Annotated in this window: 20 protein-coding genes and 1 pseudogene; 16 read left to right on the top strand and 5 right to left on the bottom strand. The window is 71.7% G+C overall.

Translation table 11 applies throughout. The features are described from left to right. Positions 1–87 precede the first annotated feature (87 nt). Complete coding sequence (locus ACZ7CH_RS11775) at positions 88–2,583, bottom strand: FtsX-like permease family protein (RefSeq protein WP_470373805.1); 2,496 nt, start codon at positions 2,581–2,583, stop codon at positions 88–90. A gap of 3 nt (positions 2,584–2,586) precedes the next feature. Continuing rightward, positions 2,587–3,318, bottom strand: a complete 732-nt coding sequence (locus ACZ7CH_RS11770) for an ABC transporter ATP-binding protein (protein WP_360388736.1) — start codon at positions 3,316–3,318, stop codon at positions 2,587–2,589. Between the two features lie 235 nt (positions 3,319–3,553). Here ACZ7CH_RS11770 and ACZ7CH_RS11765 point away from each other — a divergent pair, with 235 nt between their 5' ends. The 12 genes and pseudogenes from ACZ7CH_RS11765 to ACZ7CH_RS11710 all read left to right on the top strand — a co-directional run bounded on the left by ACZ7CH_RS11765 (position 3,554) and on the right by ACZ7CH_RS11710 (position 19,808). Next, complete coding sequence (locus ACZ7CH_RS11765; RefSeq protein ID WP_360388739.1) at positions 3,554–4,945, top strand: serine hydrolase domain-containing protein; 1,392 nt, start codon at positions 3,554–3,556, stop codon at positions 4,943–4,945. Continuing rightward, positions 4,942–5,868 carry a serine hydrolase gene (locus ACZ7CH_RS11760; RefSeq protein ID WP_458431998.1) on the top strand — a complete coding sequence of 309 codons (927 nt, stop codon included), beginning with the start codon at positions 4,942–4,944 and terminating at the stop codon, positions 5,866–5,868. The genes ACZ7CH_RS11765 and ACZ7CH_RS11760 overlap by 4 nt, the downstream gene beginning before the upstream one ends. After that, the gene (locus ACZ7CH_RS11755; protein WP_470373804.1) at positions 5,865–7,409 is read left to right on the top strand and encodes an ABC transporter substrate-binding protein; all 1,545 of its coding nucleotides are present in this window, start codon (positions 5,865–5,867) and stop codon (positions 7,407–7,409) included. Before ACZ7CH_RS11760 ends, ACZ7CH_RS11755 begins: the two co-directional genes overlap by 4 nt. Continuing rightward, positions 7,406–8,386, top strand: coding sequence for an ABC transporter permease (locus ACZ7CH_RS11750; RefSeq protein ID WP_360388747.1), 981 nt, complete (start codon positions 7,406–7,408; stop codon positions 8,384–8,386). Before ACZ7CH_RS11755 ends, ACZ7CH_RS11750 begins: the two co-directional genes overlap by 4 nt. Further along, the gene (locus ACZ7CH_RS11745; protein ID WP_470373803.1) at positions 8,386–10,263 is read left to right on the top strand and encodes a dipeptide/oligopeptide/nickel ABC transporter permease/ATP-binding protein; all 1,878 of its coding nucleotides are present in this window, start codon (positions 8,386–8,388) and stop codon (positions 10,261–10,263) included. The genes ACZ7CH_RS11750 and ACZ7CH_RS11745 overlap by 1 nt, the downstream gene beginning before the upstream one ends. Further along, positions 10,260–10,976 (top strand): annotated as a pseudogene (locus ACZ7CH_RS11740) (ABC transporter ATP-binding protein); the annotation flags it as partial. The gene ACZ7CH_RS11745 and the pseudogene ACZ7CH_RS11740, both read left to right, overlap by 4 nt. Positions 10,977–10,981: 5 nt before the next feature. Continuing rightward, on the top strand, positions 10,982–12,010 hold the full coding sequence (locus ACZ7CH_RS11735) for a dipeptidase (RefSeq protein ID WP_458431994.1): 1,029 nt from the start codon (positions 10,982–10,984) through the stop codon (positions 12,008–12,010). 16 nt (positions 12,011–12,026) lie between these two features. Beyond that, positions 12,027–15,245, top strand: coding sequence for a serine hydrolase (locus ACZ7CH_RS11730; RefSeq protein WP_470373802.1), 3,219 nt, complete (start codon positions 12,027–12,029; stop codon positions 15,243–15,245). A 1-nt stretch (position 15,246) separates the two neighbouring features. After that, entirely contained in the window at positions 15,247–16,308 is a 1,062-nt protein-coding gene (locus tag ACZ7CH_RS11725; protein ID WP_360388759.1) for a M20 family metallopeptidase, read from the top strand. Beyond that, positions 16,305–17,114 (top strand): GNAT family N-acetyltransferase, encoded by an 810-nt coding sequence (locus ACZ7CH_RS11720; RefSeq protein WP_360388762.1) that lies wholly within the window; start codon positions 16,305–16,307, stop codon positions 17,112–17,114. Before ACZ7CH_RS11725 ends, ACZ7CH_RS11720 begins: the two co-directional genes overlap by 4 nt. After that, positions 17,111–18,211 (top strand): o-succinylbenzoate synthase, encoded by a 1,101-nt coding sequence (menC, locus tag ACZ7CH_RS11715; protein ID WP_360388764.1) that lies wholly within the window; start codon positions 17,111–17,113, stop codon positions 18,209–18,211. The genes ACZ7CH_RS11720 and menC overlap by 4 nt, the downstream gene beginning before the upstream one ends. Before the next feature lie 127 nt (positions 18,212–18,338). Continuing rightward, entirely contained in the window at positions 18,339–19,808 is a 1,470-nt protein-coding gene (locus ACZ7CH_RS11710) for a DUF4185 domain-containing protein (RefSeq protein ID WP_458431989.1), read from the top strand. A gap of 88 nt (positions 19,809–19,896) precedes the next feature. On the opposite strand, the gene ACZ7CH_RS11705 is transcribed toward ACZ7CH_RS11710, so the two are convergent. Both ACZ7CH_RS11705 and ACZ7CH_RS11700 read right to left on the bottom strand, forming a co-directional pair. Then, positions 19,897–21,573, bottom strand: coding sequence for a tetratricopeptide repeat protein (locus ACZ7CH_RS11705; RefSeq protein WP_470373801.1), 1,677 nt, complete (start codon positions 21,571–21,573; stop codon positions 19,897–19,899). Positions 21,574–21,929: 356 nt separating this feature from the next. Next, complete coding sequence (locus ACZ7CH_RS11700; protein ID WP_470373800.1) at positions 21,930–22,202, bottom strand: hypothetical protein; 273 nt, start codon at positions 22,200–22,202, stop codon at positions 21,930–21,932. 430 nt (positions 22,203–22,632) lie between these two features. Between ACZ7CH_RS11700 and ACZ7CH_RS11695 the strand changes: the two genes are divergently transcribed. Then, a complete protein-coding gene (locus ACZ7CH_RS11695) occupies positions 22,633–23,640 on the top strand; it encodes a sensor histidine kinase (protein WP_458431985.1) in 1,008 nt (335 codons plus the stop codon). Beyond that, a complete protein-coding gene (locus ACZ7CH_RS11690; RefSeq protein ID WP_470370578.1) occupies positions 23,633–24,775 on the top strand; it encodes a hypothetical protein in 1,143 nt (380 codons plus the stop codon). The genes ACZ7CH_RS11695 and ACZ7CH_RS11690 overlap by 8 nt, the downstream gene beginning before the upstream one ends. On the opposite strand, the gene ACZ7CH_RS11685 is transcribed toward ACZ7CH_RS11690, so the two are convergent. Continuing rightward, the gene (locus ACZ7CH_RS11685; RefSeq protein ID WP_470370577.1) at positions 24,753–25,406 is read right to left on the bottom strand and encodes a response regulator; all 654 of its coding nucleotides are present in this window, start codon (positions 25,404–25,406) and stop codon (positions 24,753–24,755) included. The genes ACZ7CH_RS11690 and ACZ7CH_RS11685 overlap by 23 nt on opposite strands. A gap of 127 nt (positions 25,407–25,533) precedes the next feature. On the opposite strand from ACZ7CH_RS11685, the gene ACZ7CH_RS11680 reads away from it, so the two are divergent. Further along, positions 25,534–25,821, top strand: coding sequence for a DUF732 domain-containing protein (locus tag ACZ7CH_RS11680; RefSeq protein ID WP_360388783.1), 288 nt, complete (start codon positions 25,534–25,536; stop codon positions 25,819–25,821). A gap of 73 nt (positions 25,822–25,894) precedes the next feature. After that, positions 25,895–26,218 carry a hypothetical protein gene (locus tag ACZ7CH_RS11675; protein WP_470373799.1) on the top strand — a complete coding sequence of 108 codons (324 nt, stop codon included), beginning with the start codon at positions 25,895–25,897 and terminating at the stop codon, positions 26,216–26,218. The last annotated feature ends 24 nt before the right edge of the window (positions 26,219–26,242 follow it).

Here is a 26,242-nt window from a genome sequence, read left to right as displayed (position 1 = left end):
CCCTGGCGAGCGGCACCAGCGGGTGGAGGTGGCCGTGGGCCGGGCGGCACGAGAAGAGGATGCGCACCCGGCCGAGGCCACTGATCATCACTCGCGCATGCCGATGGTGTCGATCGGCTTGGCGCGCAACGACAACCGGGTCGCGACCGCGATGGACGCGGTGCCCAGCAGCACCGCACCGGCGAGCACGGCCGGGAACACCCACCCCGGCCCGGCCGGCAGCGGTGTGCCGGTGGCGCCGAGCGCGAGCAACGCCAGCGGCAACGCCGCCACCAGCGTGCCGAGCACCACGGCGATCCCGACGGTGAGCAGCGCCTCCGCCCGCATCATCCGCACGACCTGCCGGCGACCGGTGCCGACCAGGCGCAGCAACGCGAACTCGCGGCGGCGCTGGGCGGTCGACATCACCAGGGTGTTGGACACCGAGATGGCGACGTAGCCGAGGATCACGCCGACGGCGACCAGGTTGAGCAGGAACTGCGCCCGCTGGTCGCTGCGGTCCGGTCCGTCGAGCGCACCGGTGAGCGCGAGGCCGGGGTAGCGGCCGACCAGGTCGGTCAGCTGTGCGGCGTCGTCGGTGCGCACCAGCAGAGCGCTGTCCATGCCCGCGTTGGTGTGCGCGCGAGCGTCGGCGGCGGACATGACGTGGTCGCCGAACGCGAGGTCGTGCTTGAACGTCGCCACGACCTTGAGCCGCGCGGGCTGGCCGTCGGCGTACCAGAACTCGGCGGTGTCACCGATCTTCTTGTCGTTCCAGTACGCGTAGGAGTCGCTCAGCGCGACCGTGCCGGTGGTGAGGTCCCCGATGGTCCCGCTCGTGACACCGAGGTCGACGGCGGCGTCGGAGTCGATGCCGTGGGCGGGACCGCGGTTGACCTCCGTGCTGTCACCGGTCCTGCGCGCGGTGATGACCTCGGTGCGCACGAGCGGCGTCACCCCGGTCACGCCGGGCAGGTCCCGGACGGCACCGGCGAGCTCCGCGGGCACCCCGGCGACGCCGGTGACGACGTGGTCGGCGGTGATGGAGCTGGTCGTCTCCTGCTGCACCGCGGCGGTGAACGTCGTCTGGCTGTAGAAGTTCACGACGGCGAACCCGATCGCGAGCATCAGCGGCGTGACGGCGGCGGCCATGCGGCGGGAGTTCTTGAGCGCGTTGGCGGCGGCCAGGTGCCCGCTGACCCGGGAGAGCCGGCCGAGCCCCGGTGCAACGAGCCGCACCAGCCCGCCCACGACGCGCGGCCCGACCAGGGACAGACCGATGATGATCACCAGGGCGGCCATCACCGACATCGCGGCGCCGAGCTGGCCGCGGACGAACAGCGGCACCGCGGTGGCGCCGACGCCGACGGCCAGGGTGACCCAGCCGACGACCAGCCGCACCCGGCCGAGGTCGCGCTTCTGCAGGGAGGCCTCGCCGAGCGCCTCGACCGGGTTGATCGAGGACGGCCGTCGCGCCGCGCTCCAGGCGGCGACGCGGGCCGCGCCCAGTCCGATCAGGAGTGCGGCGGCGAGCGGGATCGGGCTGATCGTCAGCTCGAAGTCCGCCGGCACCACACCGATCTGCGCGAACGCGCTGCGCAGCCCCTGGCTGACCGCGATGCCGAGCACGCTGCCCAGCACACCGGCGACCGCCGCGACCACCAGCGTCTCGACGCCGATGAGCTTGCGGACCTGGCGCGGGGTCGCACCGACGGCGCGCAGCAGGGCGAACTCGCGGCGGCGCTGCTCGACGGCCAGCGCGAGCGTGCTGGCGACGACGAAGATCGCGACGAGGACGGCGTAGCCGCCGAAGGAACCGGCGATGATGGCGAGGATCGACTTGGTCTGGCTGACGTCGTCGAACTCGGCTGCGCTGCGGTCGGCACCGGAGGCCACGGAGACGTGGTCAGCGGCGAGGGCGTCCTCGATCCGGTCGGCGAGCCCGGTGGCGTCCCCGCCGCTGCCGAGCACGCCGATGGCGCTGACCTTGCCGGGATGGGCGGCGAGCTCGTCGGCCTCGGCGTCGGTGAAGAACACCGACGCCTGCCGCGACCCGGCGCCCTCCGCGACACCGACGACCCGGTAGGTCACCGGCACGGACCGGGTCGCGATCCGCACCTCGTCCCCGACCCGTGCCGCGAGCCCGGCGTCGAGCACCACCTCGTCGCCCGCCGCCGGGGCCCGCCCGGACTTCAACGTGAACGGCGAGAGCACCGCCGAACCCCAGTTGTGGCCGAACGACGGCTTGTCCGCGAGCACCTGCCCGTCCGCGGTGACCACCGTGGCCGGGAAGGTCTGCTCGGCGACCGCGGCGCGCACACCCGGCACCGCGCGGACCTTGTCGACCAGCCCCGCCGCGACCGGCGGCTGTTCGCTGACGTGCTCGAACGCGAGGACGTCCCCGCCCTCCGGTCGCACGATCCGGTCACCGCTGACGACGACGTCCGCCGCCGCGTACCGCTGGGTCGGCACGCCACCGCGCAACCCGGACTCCATGAGCACGCCGCACGCCGCGACGAGCGCCGTGCCGCACAGGATCGCCACGAAGGCGCCGATGAACCCGCCGGTGCGGGCCTTGACGGTCTGCCAGGCCAGGATCAGCACGGCTCACCACTCCCCGAGGTGCGTCATGCGCTCGGCGACCTTCTCCGGCGTCGGCGCGACGAGCTCGCCGGCCAGCCGTCCGTCGGCCAGGAACAGCACGCTGTGGGCGGCCGAGGCGGCCACCGGGTCGTGCGTGACCATCAGCACCGTCTGCCCCATCGAGTCCACAATGGACCTCAGCAGGGTCAGCACCTGGTGCGCGGTGCGCGAGTCCAGCGCACCGGTCGGCTCGTCGGCCAGCACGACCTCGGGCCGGGCGATCAGCGCCCGCGCTATCGCGACCCGCTGCTGCTGCCCGCCGGACAGCTCCGCGGGGTGGTGCCCCAGCCGGTCGCCCAGCCCGACCCGCTCGACGACCTCGTGCAGCCACCTGCGGTCCGTGGACCGGCCGGCCAGCCGCAGCGGCAGGGTGATGTTCTGCTCGACGGTCAGCGACGGCAGCAGGTTGTAGGCCTGGAAGACGAACCCGATCCGGTCGCGGCGCACCTTCGTGAGCGCGGCCTCCTTCAGCGCGCCCAGGTCGGTGTCGCCGAGCAGCACCCGTCCCGAGGTCGGCTTGTCCATACCGGACGCGCAGTGCAGGAACGTGCTCTTGCCCGATCCCGACGGCCCCATCACGGCGGTGAAGGTGCCCCGGCCGATGCCGACCGTCACCTCGTGCAGCGCGGTGACCGCACCACCCCCGGTGCCGTACACCTTGCGCACCGCCTGCAGCGACAGCGCGTCTGCCCTCATCACGTTCTCCTCGGTAGGTCCTGCTTGCAGGAGAAACGTAGGTTCGGCGACCCCTTCGAAACGATCACGCAGACTGCCCGGCCGGAGGTGGAGCCTGCTCCACCACGTCAGGGCGTTCGTCGGAGCGGACGAACCCGGGGTGTCAGATTCGTCGGCCCGCACGAGGTGTCCGCGGGGCCGCCGAACCTAGCGTTGCCCGCGACCGGAGTCACGTCGAGGTGAACGGGGCACGTGCATGTCGAGGCTGAACGAGATCAACGACTGGTTGCAGCAGAACCTGCCCGAGCTGGTCGCACGGCACGGCGTGCCGGGAGCCACCGCCGCCGTGCTCGCCGGCGACGAGCTGGTCGAGGCCGCGGCCGGGGTGCTCAACAAGAAGACCGGTGTGGAGACCACCACCGACTCGCTGTTCCAGATCGGGTCGATCACCAAGGTCTGGACGACGACGCTCGTGATGCAGCTGGTCGACGAGGGCCTGGTCGACCTCGACGCCCCGCTGCGCACCTACCTGCCCGAGTTCCGCATCGCCGACGAGGACGCCGCGCAGCGGATCACCGTGCGGCAGCTGCTGAACCACACGGCGGGCTTCGAGGGCGATCTGTTCACCGACACCGGCCGCGGCGACGACTCCGTGGAGAAGTACATCGCGACGTTGCACGACACGCCCCAGCTCTTCGCACCCGGCGGGATGTTCAGCTACAACAACGCCGGCTACACCGTGCTCGGCCGGGTCGTGGAGGTGGTGCGCGGCAAGCACTACGACCGCTGCCTGCACGAGCACCTGTTCGCACCGCTCGGCCTGACCCACGCGGCCACCGACGCCTACGAGGCGATCCTGTTCCGCGCCGCGGCCGGGCACCTCACGCACGACCCCGGGCAGGGTCCGCAGCTCGCACCGGTCTGGGCGCTCGTGCGCTCGAACGCCCCCGCCGGGTCGATGCTCGCGATGAGCGCCCGCGACCTGCTCGCGTTCGCGCGGATGCACCTCGACGGCGGCCTCGCGCAGGACGGCACGAGGGTGCTGTCGCCGGAGAGCGTCGCCGCCATGCAGCAGGTGCAGGTCGAGGTGCCGAAGCTCGCGGTCATGGGCGACACCTGGGGCCTGGGCTGGGAGCTGTTCCACCTGCCCGGTGCGACGGTCGTCGGCCACGACGGCGGCACCATCGGGCAGAACGCCTTCCTGCGCCTGGTCCCCGAGCAGGGCGTCGCCGTCAGCCTGCTGACCAACGGCGGCAACACGCTGGAGCTGTACCGCGAGGTCGTCGGGCACGTCCTGCGCGAGCTCGCCGGCGTCGACCTGCCCGCCATGCCCGAACCGGCGCAGGCCGCCGAACGCCCCGACGGCGCGCGGTTCGTCGGCACCTACACGTCCTCGGTCGGCGAACGGGTCGTGACGCAGGACGACGACGGCCGAATCTGGATGGAGCTCGTGCCCAAGGGGATCATGGCCGAGCTCAGCCCGGAACGCGCCGGCCGCACCGAGCTGTTCCCGTGGGAGGGCGACACGCTCGTGGCCGCGGAGCCGACGCTCGGCATCTACCTGCCGCACGCGTTCGTCGGTGACGACGGCCAGGGCCGGGCCCTGTACCTGCACACCGGCCGCGCGGACCGCCGGGTGGCCCCGTGACGGACAGCGCGGTGGCGGACGGCGCGGTGACCGGCAGCGCGATCTCCGACCGCATCCGGGCCGCGTTCGCCGAGGCCGGTGCCGAGGGGTTCGTCCACGCCCGCGAGGTCGGCGTGACCGGCGGGCCCGAGGTGTGCGTCGGCGCGGACGACCAGGTCGTGCTCGCGTCGGTGTTCAAGATCCCGGTGGCGGTCGCCTACGCCGCGGAGGTGGCCGCCGGGCGCCTCGACGAGACCGAGCGCACGCGGGTCACGTCCCGCTACCGGATCGGCGGCATCGGCACCGCGGGGTGTGCCGACGACGTCGAGATGAGCTGGCGGGACCTGGCGCTGTTCATGATGACCATGAGCGACAACGCCGCCACCGACGTGCTGTTCCACCGGATCGGACAGGCCGCGGTCGACGGGGTGCTCGACCGCCTCGGCCTGCACCGCACGCGGATCATCGGCTGCTGCGAGGACCTGTTCGCCTCGATGACCGCGGACCTCGCCATGGGCGTGGAGCAGGCGGAGGAGGTGCTGGGGGCACCGACGTGGGAGGTCGTGCGGAACCTGTCCATAGTGGACCCGCAGCGGACCACCTCCTCGACGCCGCGGGAGGTCACCGCGCTGCTGGACGCCATCTGGACCGACCGCGCCGCCGTCGCGCAGGCGTGCGAACGGGTTCGGTCGATCATGGCCAGGCAGGTCTGGCCGCACCGGCTCAGCTCCGGCTTCCCCTCCGACGTCCGGGTCGCGGCCAAGACCGGCACGCTGCCCGGTGTCCGCAACGAGGCCGGCGTCGTCACGTACCCCGACGGCCGCGACTACGCGGTCGCCGTGTTCACCCGCGCGGACTCCGCGGTCCTGCGCCAGCCCGCCGTCGACGCGGTCATCGGCCGCGCCGGACGCCTCGCCGTCGACCACCTCCGGAGCACCTCATGAAGCGCACGATCGCTCTGCTAGCGGGAATCACCCTGGTGGCCGGCTGCGGCTCCGGCGGCACCTCGTCCGGCGCGCTGGCGCAGGGCGGGACGTTCACCCTGTCCGTCGGCGCCGATCCGGGCACGCTCGACCCGGCGCTCACGGTGCTGTCCGTCGCGCGCCAGGTCGGCCGGTTCCTCTACGGCCGCCTCGTCGAACCCACGCGCTCGGGTGAGGTCGTTTCCGGGCTGGCGGAGAAGTGGGACGCCGACGTCAGCAAGGCGACCTTCACGCTGCGCTCCGGTGTCACGTGCGCCGACGGCGCCCCGCTCACCGCTGCCGACGTCGCCGCGAACATCAACTTCGTCGGCGACCCGCAGAACAAGTCACCGCTGGCCGGCCTCCAGGTCGCCCCCGGCACCACGGCCACCGCCGACGAGGCCACCCGCACGGTCACCGTCACCAGCGGCGCGCCGGACGCGTTCCTGCTGACCAACGTCGGCACGCTGCCGATCGTCTGCGCGAAGGGCATGGCCGACCGGTCGCTGCTCGCGAAGGGCGAGCAGGGCACCGGGATGTTCACGATCTCCGAGGTCGTGCCGAACGACCACTACACGCTGACCCGCCGCAAGGACTACGCGTGGGGTCCCGGCGACTGGCAGCAGGAGCAGCAGGGCCTGCCGGACAAGGTGGTCCTGCGGGTCATCCCGAACGAGACGACGGCGGTCAACCTGCTGCTGTCCGGTCAGCTCACCGCGGCCACGGTCGCCGGTCCCGACCAGGAACGCCTGCTGGCGCAGAAGGTCGACCACGTCGACTACGCGACCCCGCTGGGCATGTTCGCGTTCAACCACGCGCAGGGGCTGCCCGGCAGCGACCCGGCCGTGCGCAGGGCGTTGCTGCAGGCGCTCGACCTGGGGCAGGTCGGCAAGGTGCTCACGAGCGGCAAGGGCAAGCCGTCGCAGAGCTTCGTGACCGTCGAACCCCGGCCGTGCACCGGCGACAACGTGAGCGCGCACCTGCCGAAGTTCGACAAGGCCGCCGCCGAGAACGCGCTGAAGGCCGCCGGGTGGACGAAGGACACCAAGCCGCTGACGATCCGGCTGATGCAGCCGACCATCCTCGGGCCGACGCTGACCGCGACTGCCGAGCTCATCCAGAAGGCCTGGCAGGAGATCGGGGTGCGGGTGACCATCCAGCCGGTCGACTCCGCCGGGCTCAACCAGGCGTTGTTCAGCACCGGCGCGTGGGACGTCTCGATGGCGCCGATCACGCTCGGGCTGCCCAGCCAGCTGGTGCCGTTCGCGGCCGGCCCGGTGCCGCCGCAGGGCGTGAACTTCGGTGCCATCACCAACCCCGAGTACGCCGAGCAGACGAAGCTCGCCGCGACGAAGGCGGGCAGCGCCGGCTGCGAGAACTGGAACAGGGCCGAGTCCGCGCTGGTGAAGAACGCCGACCTCCTGCCGTACTTCGACGCCGTGGTGCCGACGTTCGTCAAGGGCGCCAAGTTCACCATGAGCGACGGCCTCGACCCGGCCTCGATCCGGATGCTCGCCTCGTGACCACCGCCACGACCTCGACGGCTTCGAGCGGCACCTCGTGGCTGCCGTTCGCGCGGCGGCGGGCGGTGCGGTTCGCGACCTCGCTGTGGGCGCTGGTGACGGCCGCGTTCCTGATGATCCACCTGATCCCCGGTGACCCGGTGCGGGAGGCGCTCGGCCTGACCGCGCAGCCCGACGTGGTCGCCGCGCGGCGGGAGGCGCTGGGGCTGGACGACCCGCTGCTCGTGCAGTACTGGAACTACCTGGGTGACCTGGTCCGCGGCGACTTCGGCGTGTCGCTGGTCAGCGGCACGCCGGTCGCGGACCTGATCGGCGACCGGCTGCCCGCCACCGTGCAGCTCGCGGTGCTGGCGTTCCTGGTCGTGGTCGTGGTGGCGGTTCCGGTGGGCGTCGGCATGGCGGTGCTCACGAAGGGCGGTCGCCGGCGCGGCGGCGAGCTCGGGTTCACCTCGGTGAGCGTGGTGGTCGCGGCCATCCCCGAGTTCCTGCTCGCGGTCGCGCTGGTCAGCCTGTTCGCCGTCACGCTCGGCTGGTTCCCGGTGGCGGGCAACGACGCCGCCGGCTCGTGGGTGCTGCCGGTGCTGGCGCTCGCGCTGGGCCCGGCGGCGGTGCTCGCGCGGATGGTGCGGGTGGAGCTGCTGTCCGTGCTGGGCAACGACTTCGTGCGCACGGCCAGGGCGAAGCGGCTGCCCGCGCGGCTGGTCTACCTGCGGCACGCGCTGCCCAACGCGCTGACCGCGACGCTCACGCTCGGCGCGATGATGCTCGCCGCGCTGGTGGCGGGGACCGTGCTGGTGGAGAACGTGTTCGCCTGGCCGGGTCTGGGTTCCACGATCGTCGGGTCGATCCAGCAGAAGGACTACCCGGCGGTGCAGGGCATCGTCCTCGTCTACGGCACCGGTGTGCTGCTGGTGAACCTGGCCGTGGACGTGGTCCTCGCCCTGCTCGACCCCCGTTCGACGATCCGGGAGGCGTGATGCGCCGTTGGCTCGCAGTCGCCCGCACACCGGTCGGTGCCGCGTCCGCCGTCTTGCTGCTCCTGCTCGCGGGACTGGCCCTGTTCGCCCCGCTGCTCTGGGGTGAGCAGGCCGGCGCGATCGACACGGACGCGCTGCAGCAGGGTTCGTCCGCGGCGCACCCGCTCGGCACGGACGCGTTGGGGCGCGACATCCTCCACCGGGTGCTGGTGGCGACCCGGCTGACCATCGGCCTGGCGCTGCTGGCGACCGTGGTCGGCGTGGGCACGGGTGTGGTGCTCGGCGCGCTGCCCGCGGTGCTGCCGCGCTGGGCCGGGCGCGTGGTGACGGCGGCGGTCAACATCGCGGTGGCGTTCCCCGGTCTGCTGCTGGCGCTGTTCTTCGCGGTCGTCTTCGGCACCGGGACGACGGGTGCGGTGCTCGCCATCGCGTTCGCCCTCGCGCCGTCGTTCGCCCGCCTCACCCAGACGCTGACGGCGTCGGTGAGCGGCCGGTCCTACATCGCGGCGGCACGGGTGAGCGGCGTCGGCCGGTTCCGCGTCCTGGTGCGGCACGTGCTGCCGAACGTCGCAGAGCCGCTGGTGATCAACGCGACGCTGGCGGCGGGGTCGGCGCTGACCGCGTTCGCGGGACTGTCGTTCCTGGGCATCGGCGTGCAGGCACCGTCCTACGACTGGGGCCGGCTGCTCGGCGAGGGCCTGAACCGGATCTACGTCTCCCCCGCGCCCGCGCTGGGACCGGCGGTCGCCGTGGTCGTCGCCGGGCTGGCGTTCAACCTGTTCGGCGAGGCGGCCGCGGCCGTGCTGGGCCACCGGCCACCGCCGGTGCGGCGCGGCCGGCCGGCGCCTGCTCCGTCCACTGTGGACGACGTGGCGGACGAGGGCGTGCTGACCGTGCGGAACCTGCGGGTGTCGTTCCCCGGCCCGGACGGCTGGGTCACGCCGGTGCGCGGGGTGTCGTTCGCCGTGCGCGAGGCCGAGGTGGTCGGGGTGGTCGGCGAGTCGGGGTCGGGCAAGAGCTTGACCGCGCTCGCGGTGTCCCGGCTGGTCGAGCACCCCGGTGTGGTGACCGCGGACCGCCTGGAGTTCCTGGGGAAACCGGTGGCGGACACGCCGGACCGCGAGCTGGGCACGTCGCTCGCCATGGTGTTCCAGGACCCGATGACGTCGTTCAACCCGACCCGGCGCATCGGCAGCCAGCTCGCCGAGGTTTCCCAGCAGCACCAGGGGATGTCGCGCAAGGACGCGTGGCAGCGGGCGGCGGACCGGCTGGAGTCGGTGCGGGTGCCGGGGCAACGCGCCAAGCAGTACCCGCACGAGTTCTCCGGCGGCATGCGGCAACGCGCCATGATCGCGATGGGCCTGATGGGCGATCCCCGGCTGGTGATCGCCGACGAACCGACGACCGCGCTGGACGTCACGGTGCAGCGCGAGGTGCTGCGGCTGCTCGGCCGCATCCGCGACGAGCGCTCGACGGCGGTCCTGCTGATCAGCCACGACATCAGCGTCGTGCAGCGGACCTGCGACCGGGTGCTCGTGATGTACGCGGGGCGGATCGTCGAGGAGCTGCCCACGGCGGAGCTGTTCACCGCGGCACGGCACCCGTACACGACGGCGTTGCTGGCGGCGGTGCCGACGCTGGAGACCGACCGCGACCAGCCGCTCGCGGTCATCCCCGGACGGCCGCCGGAGCCGGCCGAGGTGGTGGCGGGCTGCCCGTTCGCTCCGCGCTGCCCGCTGGCGGACGACCGCTGCCGCGCGGAGGAGCCGGTGCTGACCGCGGTCGAGGCGGGACACCGGGTGTCGTGCTGGCGGGTGGAGGAGCAGCAGCGGTCGGCACTGGCCGAGTCTGCCGGGAGCCGAGGGGGAACCACGTGAGCGAGCTGCGCTTCGAGTCCGTGTCCGTCCACTACGGACACCGCAGGACCGGGCACCTGGCCGTGGACGACGTCAGCCTGACCGTGCCGTCCGGGAAGGTCGTCGGCCTCGTCGGCGAGTCGGGCTCCGGCAAGTCCACCCTGGCGAGCACCGCCGTCGGCCTCGTCGACGCCACCTCCGGCACGATCTCGCTCGACGGCGTGGACGTCCGCAGGCTCCGCCGGCGTGACCGCGGGTTGCAGATGGTGTTCCAGGACCCGTACTCCAGTCTCGACCCGCGGATGAGCATCGGCGAGTCGATCGCGGAGGCGATGCCGAGGGGCACCGACCGCCGCGCCGAGGTCGCCCGGTTGCTGGAGCTCGTGCACCTCGACCCCGACCGCGCGACCGCGCTGCCCGCCCGGCTCTCCGGCGGGCAACGGCAACGGGTCGCGCTCGCCAGGGCGCTCGCCGGGCGGCCGGAGGTGGTCATCGCCGACGAGATCACCTCCGCGCTCGACGTGTCCGTCCAGGGCGCCGTGCTCAACCTGGTGCGCGACCTGCAACGACGGCTCGGCCTGTCGATGCTGTTCATCTCCCACGACCTGGCCGTCGTGCGGTACGTGAGCGACCGGATCGCGGTGATGCGCGGCGGCCGGATCGTCGAGGAGGGCGAGGCGGACCAGGTCCTCGCGCGGCCCCGGCACGACTACACCCGTGAACTGCTGGAGGCGTACTGATGGACCTGCACGACCGCTGCGTCGTCGCCGACACGCACAACGACCTGCTCGACGCGATCGCGCACCGGCCCGTCGAGCGCTGGGTGCCGCACTTCCGCGAGCGCTGGCTGCCGCAACTGCGGGCGGGCGGGGTGAACCTGCAGGTGCTGCCGGTGTTCGTGGACGACGTGTTCCGGCCGGAGGGGGCGCTGCGGCAGACGTTGCGGATGATCGAGGCCGCACACCGCATCGCCGAGGCGAACCCGGACGCCGTCGCGCTCTGCCACGACGGCACCACCGTCGACGCCGCTCTCGCGGACGACCGCATCGCGCTCGTGCTCGCACTCGAGAGCGCACCGGGTGTCGGTGAGGACGTCGAGCTGCTGGAGACGTTGTTCCGGCTCGGCGTGCGGATCGCGTCGCTCGCGCACTTCGGCCGCACCGCGCTGGCCGACGGCAGCGGTGAGGACGCCACCGGCGGCAGGCTGACCAGGGCGGGCGTCGCGGCGGTGGCCGAGATGGAACGGCTCGGGATGATGTTCGACGTCAGCCACCTGGGCGTGGCCGGTGTCGAGCACGTGCTGGAGCTCGCCACCCGGCCGGTGATCGCCACGCACTCGTCGGCACGGGCGTTGCGCGACCACCACCGCAACCTGAGCGACGACCAGCTCAGGGCCATCGCGGCGAACGGCGGCGTGGTGTGCGTGAACTTCTTCGCGCCGTTCCTGCACGAGACCGACTTCCGCATCGAGCGGCTGGTCGACCACATCGAGCACATCGCGGGCGTGATGGGCATCCGGCACGTGGGCCTGGGACCGGACTTCGTGAAGGAGGTCCTGGAGGACGTCACTCCCCCGTGCTGCGAGGCGCAGTTCATCGAGGGCGTGCCGACCGACCGGTTCCTCCCCGGGCTCGAAGGGCCGGCGGGGCTGCCGCTGGTCACCGAGGCGCTGCAGGAGCGCGGGTGGCCCGACGACGACATCGCGCTGGTGCTCGGCGCGAACGTGCTCGACCTGTTCCGCGCCGAGCTCGGCAAGCCGAACCACTGACGAGGGGATCTGCACCGTGACCACCATCGAGGACCTGTACGGTTTCGCGCTGCCCGAGCAGCCCGCGATCTCCCCCGACGGCAGCGAGGTCGTGTACGTCCTGCGCACCACCGACCGCGAGCGGGACCGCGACCTGCGGTCGCTGTGGCGCGTAGCGGACGGCGAGCCGAGCCGGCTCACCAGGGGCGAGGCCGACGTCGCACCGGCGTTCTCACCCGACGGCGCGCGCATCGCGTTCCTGCGCGCCCAGGACGGTCCCGCCCAGCTGTGGCTGCTGCCCGCGAACGGCGGCGAGCCCGAGCAGCTCACGACCCTGCCGCTCGGTGCGGGGGCACCGGTGTGGAGCCCGGACGGCACGGCGGTCGCGTTCAGCGCACCGGTCGACGAGGGCGACGCGAAGGCACCCGTCGTGGCCGACCGGCTCGACTACAAGGCCGACGGGGCCGGGTTCCTGCGCACGGTCCGCAGCCACCTGCACGTGCTCACGCTCGCCGGCCGCGAGGTCAGGCAGCTCACCAGCGGCGACTGGCACGCAGGCCCGCCCGCGTGGTCACCGGACGGCACGCGGCTCGCCTTCGCGGCGGCCACGGACCGCGACGCCGACCTGACCTTCCGCGCGCCGGTGCACGTCGTGAGCGCCGCCGGTGGTGAGCCGAGGCTCGTCGGGCTCGCCGACGGCCAGGCCGCGACGATCACGTGGTCGCGCGACGGGTCGGCGTTGCTCGTCACCGGCCGCACCACCACCGACACCGGCCACCTCGGCCTGCTGGAGCTGCCGCTGGACGGCGGCGAGCCGCGCGACCTCGCCGCGCCGCTGGACCGCAACGTCATGCCGGGCATGGCCGGCTACCCCGGCGGTCAGCCCGCGCTCACGCCGACCGGTGTGGTGTTCTGCGCCCGCGACCGCGGCTGCACGCAGCTGTACGCGGTCGACGGTGACGACGCGCCCAGACTGCTCGTCGGCGGTGACTCCCGGGTCGTGTCCGGGCTGTCGGTCAGCGGCACCACCGCGGCGGTCGTGCTGAGCAGCGGCACCTCCTACGGCGAGATCGCCACGGTCGACCTGACCACCGGCGAGGTGACCGTCCGCACCGGGCACGACAGCGGCGCCGACCGGTTCGTGCCGCGGGAGCGCGAGTTCACGATCTCCGACGGCACCGTCGTGCACGGCTGGCTCGTCCGCGACCCGGAGCGCACCGGCCCCTCCCCGCTGCTGCTGGACATCCACGGCGGCCCGCACAACGCGTGGAACGGCTCCGCGGACCCGGTGCACCTGTACCACCAGGTGCTGGCCCGGCGCGGGTGGACGGTGCTGCTGCTCAACCCGCGCGGCAGCGACGGCTACGGCGAGGCGTTCTACCAGGCTGCGCTCGGCGCGTGGGGCAAGGCCGACGCGCGCGACTTCCTGGAGCCGCTCGACCAGCTGGTCGCCGACGGCACCGCCGACCCGGCCCGGCTCGCCGTCACCGGCTACAGCTACGGCGGCTACATGACCTGCTACCTGACCAGCCGCGACCACCGCTTCGCCGCCGCGGTCGCCGGTGGCGTGGTCAGCGACCTGACGAGCATGGCGGGCACGTCCGACGCCGGTCACGCGCTCACCGCGCTGGAGCTGGGCGGTGCGGGCGACCACCTCGCCGAGCTGTCCCCGCTGACCCGCGTCGACGACGTCCGCACGCCGACGTTGATCTACCAGGGCGCGAGCGACGACCGGTGCCCGGCCGGGCAGGCCGAGCAGTGGTTCACCGCGTTGCGCCAGAACGACGTCCCGGCCCGGCTGGTGCTCTACCCCGGTGCCTCGCACCTATTCATCCTCAACGGCACGCCGTCGCACCGCGAGGACTTCAACCGGCGCGTGGTCGATTGGGTGTGCGAGCACACCGGTGAGGGCCGGGCCCTGGACGCGGCGCACTGGCAGCGCAGGCTGTCCGTGCTCGCGAAGAAGCACGGTGTGCCCGGTGCGGCGCTCGGCATCCTGCGCGGCGACGACGTCGCCGAGGCCTGCCACGGCGTGCTGAACACGGCCACCGGGGTCGAGGTCACCCAGGACTCGGTGTTCCAGATCGGCTCGATCGGCAAGGTGTGGACGGCGACCGTGGTGATGCGGCTGGTCGACGAGGGCCTGCTCGACCTCGACACGCCGATCGCCAACGTGCTGCCCGAGCTGAAGCTGGCCGACCCGGTGGTCGCGCAGAAGGTGACCATGCGGCACCTGCTCACGCACACCAGCGGCATCGACGGCGACGTGTTCACCGACACCGGCCGCGGCGACGACTGCCTGCGGCGCTATGTCGAGCAGCTGGTGGAGGCGGGCCAGAACCACCCGCTCGGCGCCACGTTCTCCTACTGCAACAGCGGGTTCTCCCTCGCCGGCCGGGTGGTCGAGAAGCTCACCGGGCAGACGTGGGACGCGGCCATGCGGGAGAAGCTCTTCGGCCCGCTCGGCCTGGACCGCACCGGCACGCTGCCGGAGGAGGCGCTGATGCACCGCGCCGCCGTCGGCCACATCGACGCCGACGGCGAGGCGAAGCCGGCCCCGGTGTGGCAGCTGCCGCGCTCGCTCGGCCCCGCCGGGACGATCTTCTCGACGACCGCGGACGTGCTGGAGTTCGCGAAGATGCACCTCACCGGCGGCGGGTCCGTGCTGGCGGAGGCCACCGCGGCGGCGATGACCGAGAAGCAGACCGACGTGCCCGACCCGAACGCGCTCGGCGACTCGTGGGGCCTGGGCTGGATCCGGTTCGGCTGGGACGGTCACCGGCTCATCGGCCACGACGGCAACACCATCGGCCAGTCGGCGTTCCTGCGCCTGCTGCCCGAGCAGGGCCTCGCCGTCACGCTGCTCACCAACGGCGGCAAGGCCCGCGAGCTCTACCTGGAGCTGTACCGGGAGATCTTCGCCGAGCTGGCCGGTGTCGCGATGCCGCGCCCGCTGGAGCCCGGCGACCCGGTCGAGGTGGACACCGCGCGGTACGTCGGCCGGTACGAACGGGCCTCGGCGCGCCTGGAGGTGTCCGAGGGCGAGAAGGGCCTGCGGCTGGCGATGACGGTCACCGGATCGCTGGCGGGGCTCGTGCCGGACCCGCCGGAGGTCGACCTCGTGCCGATCACCGACGAGCTGTTCGTGTGCCGGGACTCCGAGCAGGACAGCTGGACCTCGGTCGTGTTCTACACGCTGCCCACCGGCGAGCAGTACCTGCACATGGGCGTCCGCGCCACGCCTAAGGTGTCCTGACGTGCTCAAAGACATCGAACGCCTCATCAACTGCGAGTCCCCGTCCACCGACCTCGCCGCCGTCGCCCGCAGCGCGGACGTCACCGCCGAGGTGGGCACGGCCCTGCTCGGCAGCGCCCCCGACCGGATCGTGCTCGACGGCCGCACCCACCTGCGGTGGCGGCTGGGCGGTGGTCCGCGCAAGGTGCTGCTGCTGGGCCACCACGACACGGTGTGGCCCATCGGCACGCTCGACCGCATCCCGTTCTCGGTGCGGGACGGCGTGCTGCGCGGTCCCGGCTGCTTCGACATGAAGACCGGCGTGGTGATGATCTTCCACGCCGTGGCCGCGCTCGACTCCCCCGACGGCGTCACGGTGCTCATCACCGGCGACGAGGAGATCGGCTCGCCGTCCTCCCGCGGCCTCATCGAGACCGAGGCGCGCGAGCACCGGGCCGTGCTCGTCACCGAGGGGTCGGCGGACGGCGGCGCGCTCAAGACCGAGCGCAAGGGCACGTCGATGTACGAGGTGGTGCTGCACGGCCGCGCCGCGCACGCCGGGCTCGAACCCGAGCGCGGTGTCAGCGCGACGATCGAGGCGGCCCACCAGATCCTCGCCGTGGCCGCACTGTCCGATGTAGACTCGGGTACGACCGTGACGCCGACCGTGCTGTCGGCGGGGACGACCACGAACACCGTTGCCGCGCACGGCAGCTTCATGGTGGACGTGCGCGTGCGCGACCTCGACGAGCAGCTGCGCGTGGACGAGGCGATGCGGGCGCTGGAACCGGTGCTCGACGGGGCGGAGGTCGAGGTGACCGGCGGCCCGAACCGCGCGCCGCTGGAGGCCGCGATGTCCGCCGAGCTGTTCGCGCTCGCGTCCCGGTTGGGCGGACCGCTGACCCGGGCCGCGGTCGGCGGTGCCTCCGACGGCAACTTCACCGCGGGCGCAGGCGTGCCGACGCTCGACGGGCTCGGCGCCGTCGGCGGTGGCGCACACGCCGAGAACGAGCACGTGCTGGTGTCCGAGCTGGCGCCGCGCACCGCGTTGCTCTCGGCACTGGTGAGGGAGCTGACCACATGACCGAACCGCTGCTGGCCCAGGACGTCGTGGTCCGCCAGCTCACCGAGCAGTCCGAGCTCGTCGCCACCGAACGGCTCTACGCCGAGATCTGGCGGTCGAGCGGGAACACTCCCCCGGTCACCGCCGAGCTGCTGCGGGCGATGGCCAAGGCGGGCAGCTACGTGGCGGGCGCGTTCGACGGTGACGAGCTCGTCGGCGCGTGCATCGGGTTCTGCTCGCCACCGGCGGCCGGCACGCTGCACAGCCACATCGCCGGTGTCTCGGCCCGGATGCGCGGCCGCAACGTCGGCTACGCGCTCAAGCTCGACCAGCGGGCGTGGGCGCTGGCCCGCGGGCTGACCGCCGTCACCTGGACGTTCGACCCGCTGGTGCGCCGCAACGCCTACTTCAACCTGGGCAAGCTCGGTGCCGACGCGGCCGAGTACCTGCCGGACTTCTACGGCGACATGCGCGACAGCATCAACGGCGGCGTGGAGAGCGACCGGCTGCTGGTGCACTGGCGGGTGACGTCACCGGAGGTCGCCGCGGTGTGCGCGGGCACGCCGCGGGTCGTGGAGGCCAGGGGCGTGGTCGGGCTGGGCATCTCCGCCGACGGCCTGCCGGTGCCCGGCACCACCGGCGGTTCCACCGTGCTGGTCGCGGTGCCGCCGGACGTCGAGGCGCTGCGGGTGGCGAACCCGGCCGCGGCGCGGCAGTGGCGGCACGCCGTGCGGGAGGTCCTCGGCGGGCTGCTCGCGGGAGGTGCCCGCGTCACCGGGTTCGACCGGGCCGGGTGGTACGTCGTCGAGAGGAACGAGTCGTCATGAGGCTGTCCGGGGTCGAGCTCCGCTGGGTCGAGATGCCGTTGAAGAGCCCGTTCCGCACGTCGTTCGGCACGCAGACCGTGCGCACGCTGATGCTGCTGCGCGCCGTCACCGACGTGGGCGAGGGCTGGGGCGAGTGCGTGGCGATGGTGGACCCGGTCTACTCGCCCGAGTACACCGAGGGCTGCGCGGACGTGCTGCGGCGGTTCCTGGTGCCGGCGCTGACCGGTGAGGTCGACGCCGTGTCCGTCGGGCCGCGGCTCGCGAAGTTCCGCGGCCACCGGATGGCCAAGGGCGCGCTGGAGATGGCCGTGCTGGACGCCGAGCTGCGCGCGGCCGGCCGGTCGTTCGCCCGCGAGCTGGGGGCGACGCGCGAGTCCGTGCCGTGCGGCGTGTCGGTGGGGATCATGAACTCGATCCCCGAGCTGCTCGACGCCGTCACCGGGTACGTCGAACAGGGGTACGTCCGGATCAAGCTGAAGATCGAGCCGGGCTGGGACGTCGAGCCGGTGCGCGCGGTGCGGGAGCGGTTCGGCGACGTGCTGCTGCAGGTCGACGCGAACACCGCCTACACCCTGGCCGACGCCCGCCACCTCGCGAAGCTCGACCCGTTCGAGCTGCTGCTGATCGAGCAACCGCTGGACGAGGAGGAGATCCTCGCCCACGCCGAGCTCGCGAAGGTGGTGCGGACCCCGATCTGCCTGGACGAGTCGATCACCTCCGCCCGGTCGGCCGCCGACGCGATCACGCTGGGCGCGTGCCAGGTCGTGAACATCAAGCCGGGCCGGGTCGGCGGGTACCTGGAGGCGCGGCGCATCCACGACGTGTGCGCGGCGCACGGCATCGCGGTGTGGTGCGGCGGGATGCTGGAGACCGGCATCGGGCGGGCGGCGAACGTGGCGCTCGCGGCGTTGCCGGGGTGCACGCTGCCCGGTGACACCTCGGCGTCGGACCGGTACTACGCGCTGGACGTCACCGAGCCGTTCGTGCTGCGGGACGGGCACCTGCGGGTGCCCACCGGGCCAGGGCTCGGGGTCGAGCCGCTCCAGGAGGTGCTCGACGAGGTGACGGTGAAGACCGAGTGGGTTCCTCTGGCGTGAGCGCCGCGCTGACCTGCTCTCCGGTTCCGGGACCGACGTTCCGGAACCGGTGAGCTCTGGTCATTCCGGTTTTCCGGAACAGTAGGTAGCGTCGTGGTCACACAGCGCGAACTCCTGAAGGAGCGGAATGCGACGCGACGACCACACCAGCGGCGATGGCACCGATCCGACAACACGGACGGGCCGCGGCTTCAGCCGTGCGACGTTCCTGAAGGGGGCCGCCGGCGCACTGCTCGGCGGCGGGCTCGGCGGGCTCGGCGCCGGGACGGCCGGCGCAGCCGGCACCCCGCGTGCCGGCTACCTCAAGGACCTCACGGGCAACGAGACGGCCCGGTTCGGCTTCCGGGGCACCGACCTCGGGTTCACGGCACGGACCAACCACGGTTACTGCATCTCGATCTTCGGCGACACCTTCGACCAGCCGGTGCCGGTCAACGTCACCGGCTGGCGTTCGCCCGTCGGGCTGCGCCAGTCGAACACCGACCTGCAGAACGGCATCCGCTGGGACAACGCCATCGGCGGCTCACGGGCCAAGGAGTTGATCCCCTATCGGCACAACGACCCCAACTACGCCAGGAACACGCCGGGGCAGGTCGTCACCGAGATCCCCAACGACCTGATCCACCTGCCCGACGGCCGCTACATCATGAGCACGTTCGGCGTGCGGGACTGGGCGATCCCCGAGCAGGGCGGCATCCCGAGCGCCGGTGGCAGCTGGCGCACCTGGTACTCCCGGCTGTGGACGTCCACCGACACCCACGCGGAGAACTGGACCACCACGTGGAACCTGGAGACCAACCGGGAGAACATGGACTACTGGAACAGCGGCGACATGAGCCTGTTCCAGAACAACACCATGATCATGTGGCCGGGTGAGAACTTCGTCTACATCTACGGGACCAACGAGGGCCGCTGGAACGGCGGTGGCATCCACCTCATGCGGGTGCCGTGGGACAAGATGTGGAACTACAGCCAGTACCGGTTCTGGGGCGTCGACGGCTCCGGTCGCTGGGACTGGCGCCAGTACGGGCCGATCACGCCGATCATCAACGCACCGAGTCGCACCGAGGCCATCGGCGAGTTGTCGGCACAGGTCATCGAGGGGCGGGTCGTGTTGTCGTTCCTCAACGGCGGCCGCGGCGCGGTCACCCAGACGGCGACGTACCCGACAGGCCTGTGGACCGCCCCGAAGACCCAGGTGACCTACGCGCAGGCCCAGAACATCTACGCGCCGATCGTGCATCCGTACTCGACGCTGGCGAACTCCCACATCCTGTTGTCGCAATGGGTCGGATCGGAGTACTACGGCGTCCGCCAGTGGACCGGCAACATGTACGGCACCGTCGCGGCGCGTGGCTCGGTCGGTGACACGCTGGCGGTGACGAAGGACGAGCCCGCCCTTCCCGGGCACGTCGGGCCGGTGTCGCCGCAGTGGCAGGAGCTGCCGCTGGCCGAGCAGATCGCGGTACTCGGTGACAACACCGACGACCGCGTGAGCAGGGCCGACATCGCGGCGGTGACCAGGTCTGCGGCGAGCGCCAACACCGGGGTGTCGGCGGCACGCCACCGAGCGGGGGCGATGGCGCCGACCGACTAGAACACCGGGCCGGCCACGGGCGACACCCGGTTCAACCCTGTCCGGTGCCGGTGCTGGCCGTCATGTCGAGCGTGGCGGCAGGTCGCCTTCACAGGCCGGCCTTGGCCAAGGCAGCCAGCAGCGCCGGCTGGTGGTGCGCGGCGGTGAACTGGTCCAGGCAGTCAGCGAAGTCCAACCCGGCCCGGTGGTGCAGCACCTCGATCTCGGCCAGCACCTCACCGGCCCGCGCGTACCTGGCCTTGTCCGTGCGACGGTCGATCGTGAGCTCGGCCGCCCGCACCAGGACCGGGATCGCGGCGGCCGGATGCCGGTGTGCGAGCGCACGTGCGATGTGCGCGAGCTGACGGTCGTCGAGGTCGTGTTCCCGCGCCACTCGCCACGCCTGCTCTTCGTCGCCGGCGACGAAGAGCAGGTGGGCCAGTGACGTGGCGGCGTCAGCTCCGGACCGCGCCACCTGTTCGCGCAGATGCGCGAAGGCGCGGTTCTTGGCGTACTCCACCGCGTTCAGCGGTTCGGCGGCAGCCAGCAGCGACCGGTACGCTCGTTCCCGGTTCCGGTCGAAGTGGCCGTGGGGCACGCGTTCGAAGATGTTCCAGCGAATCCTGGCCGCGTCCCGGTGCCGGCCGCGCGTCCCGTACAGCTCGGCGAGCAGGTCGTCGGCGTTCTCGTCCCTTTGCCGCAGGCCTTCCAGGCAGGAGATGGCGCGGTCCGTCGCGTACTCCACGGCGTCCAGCGGTTCGGCGACGGCCAGCAGCGCGCGGTAGTGACCCGAATGGGGCAAGCGCTCGAAGATGTCCCAGCGGACCCTGGCCGCGTCCCGGTACCGGCCGCGCAGCTCGTACAGCCGCGCGAGTTCGTCGTCGCCTTCGTGGCTCCTCCGTGGCACGTCTTCGAGCCAGGCGAGGGCTGCGTCGACCCGGCCGGCGGAACGCAACGCCTTGGCGATCGACACGGCACTGCCGGGGCGTGGGTTCTCGGCGTAGAAAGCGTTCAGGACCTCGACATCCGGTTCGAACGCCAGCAGGAACTGTTCGCGGATGTAGGCGATCACACCGTGCTGGTGCACCGAGTGGTGGTCGTAGGGGTCCTCAGGGGCCAGGTTCCGGTGCGCCTGGTCCAACCGCCGCCGGTAGGTGGCCAGCCCGCGCGGACCGAGCGCCTCCACCAGATCGGCGACGTCGAGGAAGTGCGCAGGTTCCTCCGCCTGCAGGTCGAAAGCCCAGACGGCCAGCTCGTCGGGGTCCGCCGGTTCGCGCACGCACGCCTGGACGAGACCCGTGGTCGCCTGCTCCACCGCGTCCGACCACAGGTGGTGGGCCTCGTGGGAGCCGAGGTTCGACCCGTTGCGCGCCAAGCGCCGCACCAGCCGTTGGTACAGCGGCCTGGTGACCGCCGGGTGGCCGATGGTGGCCTCCTCCAAGGTGAGCAGGAGCTTCTCGGCGTCATCGGCCCAGCGGTCCGGGTGCGTGGCGTCCGGACGTGTCCTGCTGACCGAGTCCACCGCGGTGAGCAGCGCCTTGGCATCCAGTGGACGTACGACGTCGACAGCCAGCACCGCGACGGCCACGCAGTGCTCGCAGAAGACACCGCCGAGCCCCGCCGGGCAGGAACACTCGCCGGTCAACCGGCCATCGGCGCCGGTCAACCGCACCTGACGGTCACGCACGACAGCGACAACCTGACCCGCCAGCACCTGGAACGGGCCGACCTGCTCGCAGAGCTCCTGACCCAACTCGTAGCGGCCGGTGTCCGCATGTGCGAACACGTCATCTTCGGTGAACCAGACCGTGCCGATGGTGCACCAGATCGCGTCTACGGGAAGCCAGACCACTCGCACATCCAACCAGCACGGAGAGCGGCGGGACGTGGATCGGCGGCATCTCCTCACGAGGTTCGGACCGCCTCGCGGGTGGACTTCACCGAGGACTTCTCCCTGGCAGAGCGTGACAGGGGCAAGGTCCGGCACCACGTCCACCTCGGTCACTCGACCGCGGCACTTGCTCGTCGGTGGACACCGCCCGCTCAACGGGCCCCAACTGTTACCAGACCAGAATTCGCAAAGCGTTCATGCAGTCGATCATCACGAGCACGCGAAGATCCTGAATGCTTTCCCCACCTGTTTCAGTATCGCCGCGCGCCTGTTCCACGCTTGCGCTTGACGACCTCATAAATCGTGCAGCCCACAGCGACGAACGGGATGAAGAAAATGCGCCTCGGGAAGTAGTAGGTTCCGCTCGTTTGAGCCGCTACGTAGAATCCGAGGACGATGCAGAAGAGGCCGCTGAACACAGCCAGAGCCCGACTCCTGCCATTCATTCCACGAGCCACCAGCGCGAGGATCAGCACCGTGACCCCGCTCAGAACCGAGAAGACCTCGTACGCGCTCCAGTGCATGACGCCCTCCACGACATCCGTGCAGAAGCCGGCCGACGGAGATGGCTGGCCCCTGTGTGAACCGAGACGATCTCGGGAGCCCGGCGATCACCTGGTGGTGGCCGATGTGACCTCCGCTTCCACCACCTCAGTCTGGGCAGGGCGCCTTGGGCAACGCGTCGGTCGTTCACCCGACAGCCACGACTGCGGGAACTTGTTGCACGGGCGACGGCGACGCCTGACATCGCCCTGCTCGAATGTCACCCGTTCAGGGGGTAGTGCTGTTCCAGGAGTAACACGCCCGCCTCGTTGTCGAAATCAACAATGACGTTGATGGGCGGTCGGGATGCTTGACGGCGAGTTCCAGCGAAGACTTTCGCGTCTCGGGGCCCGGTACGCCGTGCTCGGGAAAGCGGCCTTCATCCTCGTCGTCGCCGGGTTCGGGATGCCTGTGGCGCCTGTCCCCCTGGTGCTGCTGGTCGCCGTCGCGGGCGTCGTGCTGCTGAACGCGGTCCTGCTCCGATGGCCGTGGGCGTGGTGGCCACCGGCCCTCGAAGTCCTGCTGGCGGCACTGGCCTGCCTGACACAGCGGTGGACGGTGCCGGTGGAGGCGTTGACGAACGGTCACAGCTGGGCGCTGGTGTTCGCCTCGTTCGTCGCGGTCGCGATCCAGTGGACCTCACGTCCCGTCGCCGGAATGGTGGTCGCAGCGGGTTTGTCGGCGACGCACGTCATCGGAGCCGCAGTCCTCGGCCCCGCGGCCGTCACCGCCACGCTTCCCCTCGCCGGCTGGATCTGTGTCGAGGCCGCGTTGTCACGACTGCTCTGGTCGCTCGTGAACCGCAGCGCCGCCCAGGCTGACAACGCCGCAGCCCTGGCAGAGCGGGAGCGAACGGAGTCGGCGATCGCCCAGGCCGTCCGTGCCGACGAGCGCCGGGCAGCCGCACTGCTCCACGACACGGCCGCCACCACCTTGCTGATGGTCGCACTCGGCCAGGTCGGCCGGCACGACGAGTGGTTGAGACCCCAACTGCGCGTCGACATCGACGCCATCGATGAACACCCTCCGCACGCGGGCGGCGTCGTGGAACTGGACGACGTCCTGTGCCGCGCCGGATCGGCGTCCAGGCTGCACGTCGAGTTCCACATCGCCCCGGGCCTGGCAGTGCCCGCGGCGTTGGGAGCGACGTTCGCCCACTGCGTCCGCGAGGCGTTGACGAACGTGTCCCGGCACTCCGGAGCTGCTTCCGCCACGGTGCTGGCGCACAAGCGCGGAACAGCGGTGACCGTGGAGGTGATCGATCACGGGCGTGGTTTCGACCCGGCGACGGTCCCGGCGTCGCGCCGGGGCATCACGAGCTCGATCATCGGCCGGATGCGGGAGGCGGGCGGCCAGGCATCGGTCATCTCACACCCCGGCCACGGGTCGATCGTGCGGTTGGTTCACGGCCATGGTTGACCTGCCCTCGCCCGCCTTCGCGGCACACGAGGTCCAAGACGAGTTCCTCCGCAAGCTGCGGCTGTCGACCGCGGTGATCGCCAGCGCCGTCCTGCTGCTGCTCAACGCGCCGTCGCTGTTCCCCGCCCTGCGGGACTTCGCCGTCCCCGCTGTCCAGATCGCCGCCTACCTGTACGTGTTCCTCCTCCTCGTCGTCGAATGGCTGCTCGTGCGACGGGGGCGCTCGTGGGCCGAGGCCGGCTGGCCGGTCGCCGCCACCCTCGTCCTCACACACATCGCCGCCACCGCCACCCTCGCCCCGAGCCAGGTGCTCGAACAGGCCGACTGGAGCACCGGAGTGGTCGGGTGGGTCACGCTGTGCGTGCTGTTCGGCCACCCCCTGTCCACACTGCTCCCGGTCCTGCTGGTGGAGCTGGGCATCAGCGCCGCGAGCCTGGTCACCGTGGCTCACGCCGACGAGGACAGGCTTTTCGGCGGCCTGGTGGCGCTCACGGCAATCCTGGCGTTCCAGCTCTGCGTCGGCGCGACGGCCGCAGCCCTGGTCCGCCTCGCCGCAGCCGCCGGCGCTGCCCGCAGGGCACTCGAGGAGACGACAACCGCTCATCGCGTGGCCGTCGGCCTCCACGAGGCGAGGAAGGTCAGGTGCGCGGAGCTGTCCACGTCGGCGCTGCCCCTGCTCGAAGGGCTGCTGAGCCGCGCCCTCGATCCCGCCGATCCCGACGTGCGACGACGATGCGGGATCGAGGCGGCCCGGATGCGGCGGCTGTTCGCGGAGGCCGACGACGCCGAAAACCCGTTGTTGCACGAACTGGACGCGTGCATCGACCTGGCGCAACGACGGGGCATCGAGGTCCACCTGGAGGTCAACGGACCGATTCCCCCGTTGCCACGTTCGGTGCGCCACCTGTTGACCGAGGCACCACTCGTCGTCGTCACCACGGCACGCTCCACCCTCCGCCTGGTGGTGCTCGGGACTCCGGACGCCGTGTCGGTCAGCGCCGTGGGCGACTGCCCTCCCGTCACACCACAGGAGACCAGCGACGACTCACAGGTCGTCGTGACGCACCTGGCGACTGCGGAACTGTGCTGGGTGCGCGCGGAGCACAGGATCGTCACGGCAGGTCGTCGAAGCTGACCAGCCCGTCCTCCAGCGCCCGCTTCACCAGCGTCTGCTTGGTCGTCGCGGGACGCCCCAACTCGGCGTACTTGGCCCGGACCCGTTCGATGTAGGTCTCCACCGTCTTGCGCGTGATGTGCAGCCTGGCCGCGACGAGGTCCTTGGAGGCGCATTCGAACCAGGCGGTGAGCACTTCGACCTCCCTCGGCGTGAGCCGCGCGCGACCGTCCGGCACCGCGCACACAGCGCCGCTCAGCGACGGCGAGAGGTAAAGGACGCCCTCCGCCGCGGCTCGGAGAGCGGGAACGAGGTGCTCCGGCCCCTCGGCCTTCGTCACGTAGGCCAAGGCGCCGAGGTCCAGGCAACGCATCACCGTGGCCGACGCCAAGTGCTGCGAGTAGACGACCACGCGGCGTCCAGCCTTCACCAGCGCCTCCAGCTCGGCGAACGCGGGCGGCTTGCCACCCAGCTGCAGGTCGAACACCACCACATCGGCTTCGGCGCCGCGCCCGGTCCACACCAGCGACAGGTGGTCACCCGCATCCACGACGTCGATCGGCGGATCAGCGGCTTCGCACCACACCGTCACACCCGCCACCACCGCGGGGTGGTCGTCCAGCACGACCACCCGCATGCGCCTGCCGTCCACAACGCCCTCCTCCCGCGAGCCACCACCCACTGTGTCGGACCAGCCGAGCCGAACGTGTCGGGTGAACGACCCACGCGTCACCCACAACGCCTTCCACACCATGGGGGAACGACAAAGGAGGCGCACGATGAAGACGACATTGGCCGTCGTGACGCTTGTGCTCACCGCGGCCTGCAGTCCTACGAACAACGCGACGTCGAAGTTCCACGACTTGCTCGCGCACAAGGGCATCGCACCCCACGACATGACCGAGGCCGAAACGCTGGCCAAGTCCCTCTGCGCCAAGCTCGACCAGGGATACGGGGCCGGCGACCTCATGGCCATGTACGGCGACTTCGGCAACAACATCAACGCAAAACGAGCATTCCTGAACGTCTCGGTGGCCGCGTTCTGCCCGGAGTACGGCAGCCGGTGAAGCTCACGCACCGGACAAGTTCACGCACGAAATCGCGAGTCGATTCCGGCTCCATTCCAAGGAGGAATTCACCATGCAAGCACGACGAGTGGCAGCAATAGCGGCAGGCGCGTTGATCAGCATCACGGGCGCCGTCGTGTCGACATCACCGGCGTCTGCGGCGACCGGCTCGGTGAGCATGCAGGCGGCGTGCGACAACCAGTACCCCGGGCAGGGCCGGGTGGCGAAGATCAGGACCTGGAACGTGCTCGGCTGGAGGTGCGTGACAGGCGTCGTCCCGGTCGCGGACGGGCAGATCGACGTGACGCGACAGTGCCGCACGCAGTACCGCAACCCATACGCCTACAGCGACTTCCGCAACTACAGCGACCCTTACAGCTGGTACTGCGTCTACTGACGCGCTGCTGCTCGCGCCACCTGA

It is taken from the genome of Lentzea sp. NPDC037011, assembly GCF_055607425.1.
This window is presented reverse-complemented; position numbering and strand designations above follow the sequence as displayed.

Excerpts from the sequence above, each read along its gene's own strand:
- ACZ7CH_RS11770 (WP_360388736.1), bottom strand. The coding sequence starts at position 3,318 with ATGAGGGCAGACGCGCTGTCGCTGCAGGCGGTGCGCAAGGTGTACGGC.
- ACZ7CH_RS11765 (WP_360388739.1), top strand. The coding sequence starts at position 3,554 with ATGTCGAGGCTGAACGAGATCAACGACTGGTTGCAGCAGAACCTGCCC.
- ACZ7CH_RS11720 (WP_360388762.1), top strand. The coding sequence starts at position 16,305 with ATGACCGAACCGCTGCTGGCCCAGGACGTCGTGGTCCGCCAGCTCACC.
- ACZ7CH_RS11745 (WP_470373803.1), top strand. The coding sequence starts at position 8,386 with ATGCGCCGTTGGCTCGCAGTCGCCCGCACACCGGTCGGTGCCGCGTCC.
- menC (WP_360388764.1), top strand. The coding sequence starts at position 17,111 with ATGAGGCTGTCCGGGGTCGAGCTCCGCTGGGTCGAGATGCCGTTGAAG.
- ACZ7CH_RS11690 (WP_470370578.1), top strand. The coding sequence starts at position 23,633 with ATGGTTGACCTGCCCTCGCCCGCCTTCGCGGCACACGAGGTCCAAGAC.
- ACZ7CH_RS11680 (WP_360388783.1), top strand. The coding sequence starts at position 25,534 with ATGAAGACGACATTGGCCGTCGTGACGCTTGTGCTCACCGCGGCCTGC.
- ACZ7CH_RS11755 (WP_470373804.1), top strand. The coding sequence starts at position 5,865 with ATGAAGCGCACGATCGCTCTGCTAGCGGGAATCACCCTGGTGGCCGGC.
- ACZ7CH_RS11700 (WP_470373800.1), bottom strand. The coding sequence starts at position 22,202 with ATGCACTGGAGCGCGTACGAGGTCTTCTCGGTTCTGAGCGGGGTCACG.
- ACZ7CH_RS11710 (WP_458431989.1), top strand. The coding sequence starts at position 18,339 with ATGCGACGCGACGACCACACCAGCGGCGATGGCACCGATCCGACAACA.
- ACZ7CH_RS11735 (WP_458431994.1), top strand. The coding sequence starts at position 10,982 with ATGGACCTGCACGACCGCTGCGTCGTCGCCGACACGCACAACGACCTG.
- ACZ7CH_RS11675 (WP_470373799.1), top strand. The coding sequence starts at position 25,895 with ATGCAAGCACGACGAGTGGCAGCAATAGCGGCAGGCGCGTTGATCAGC.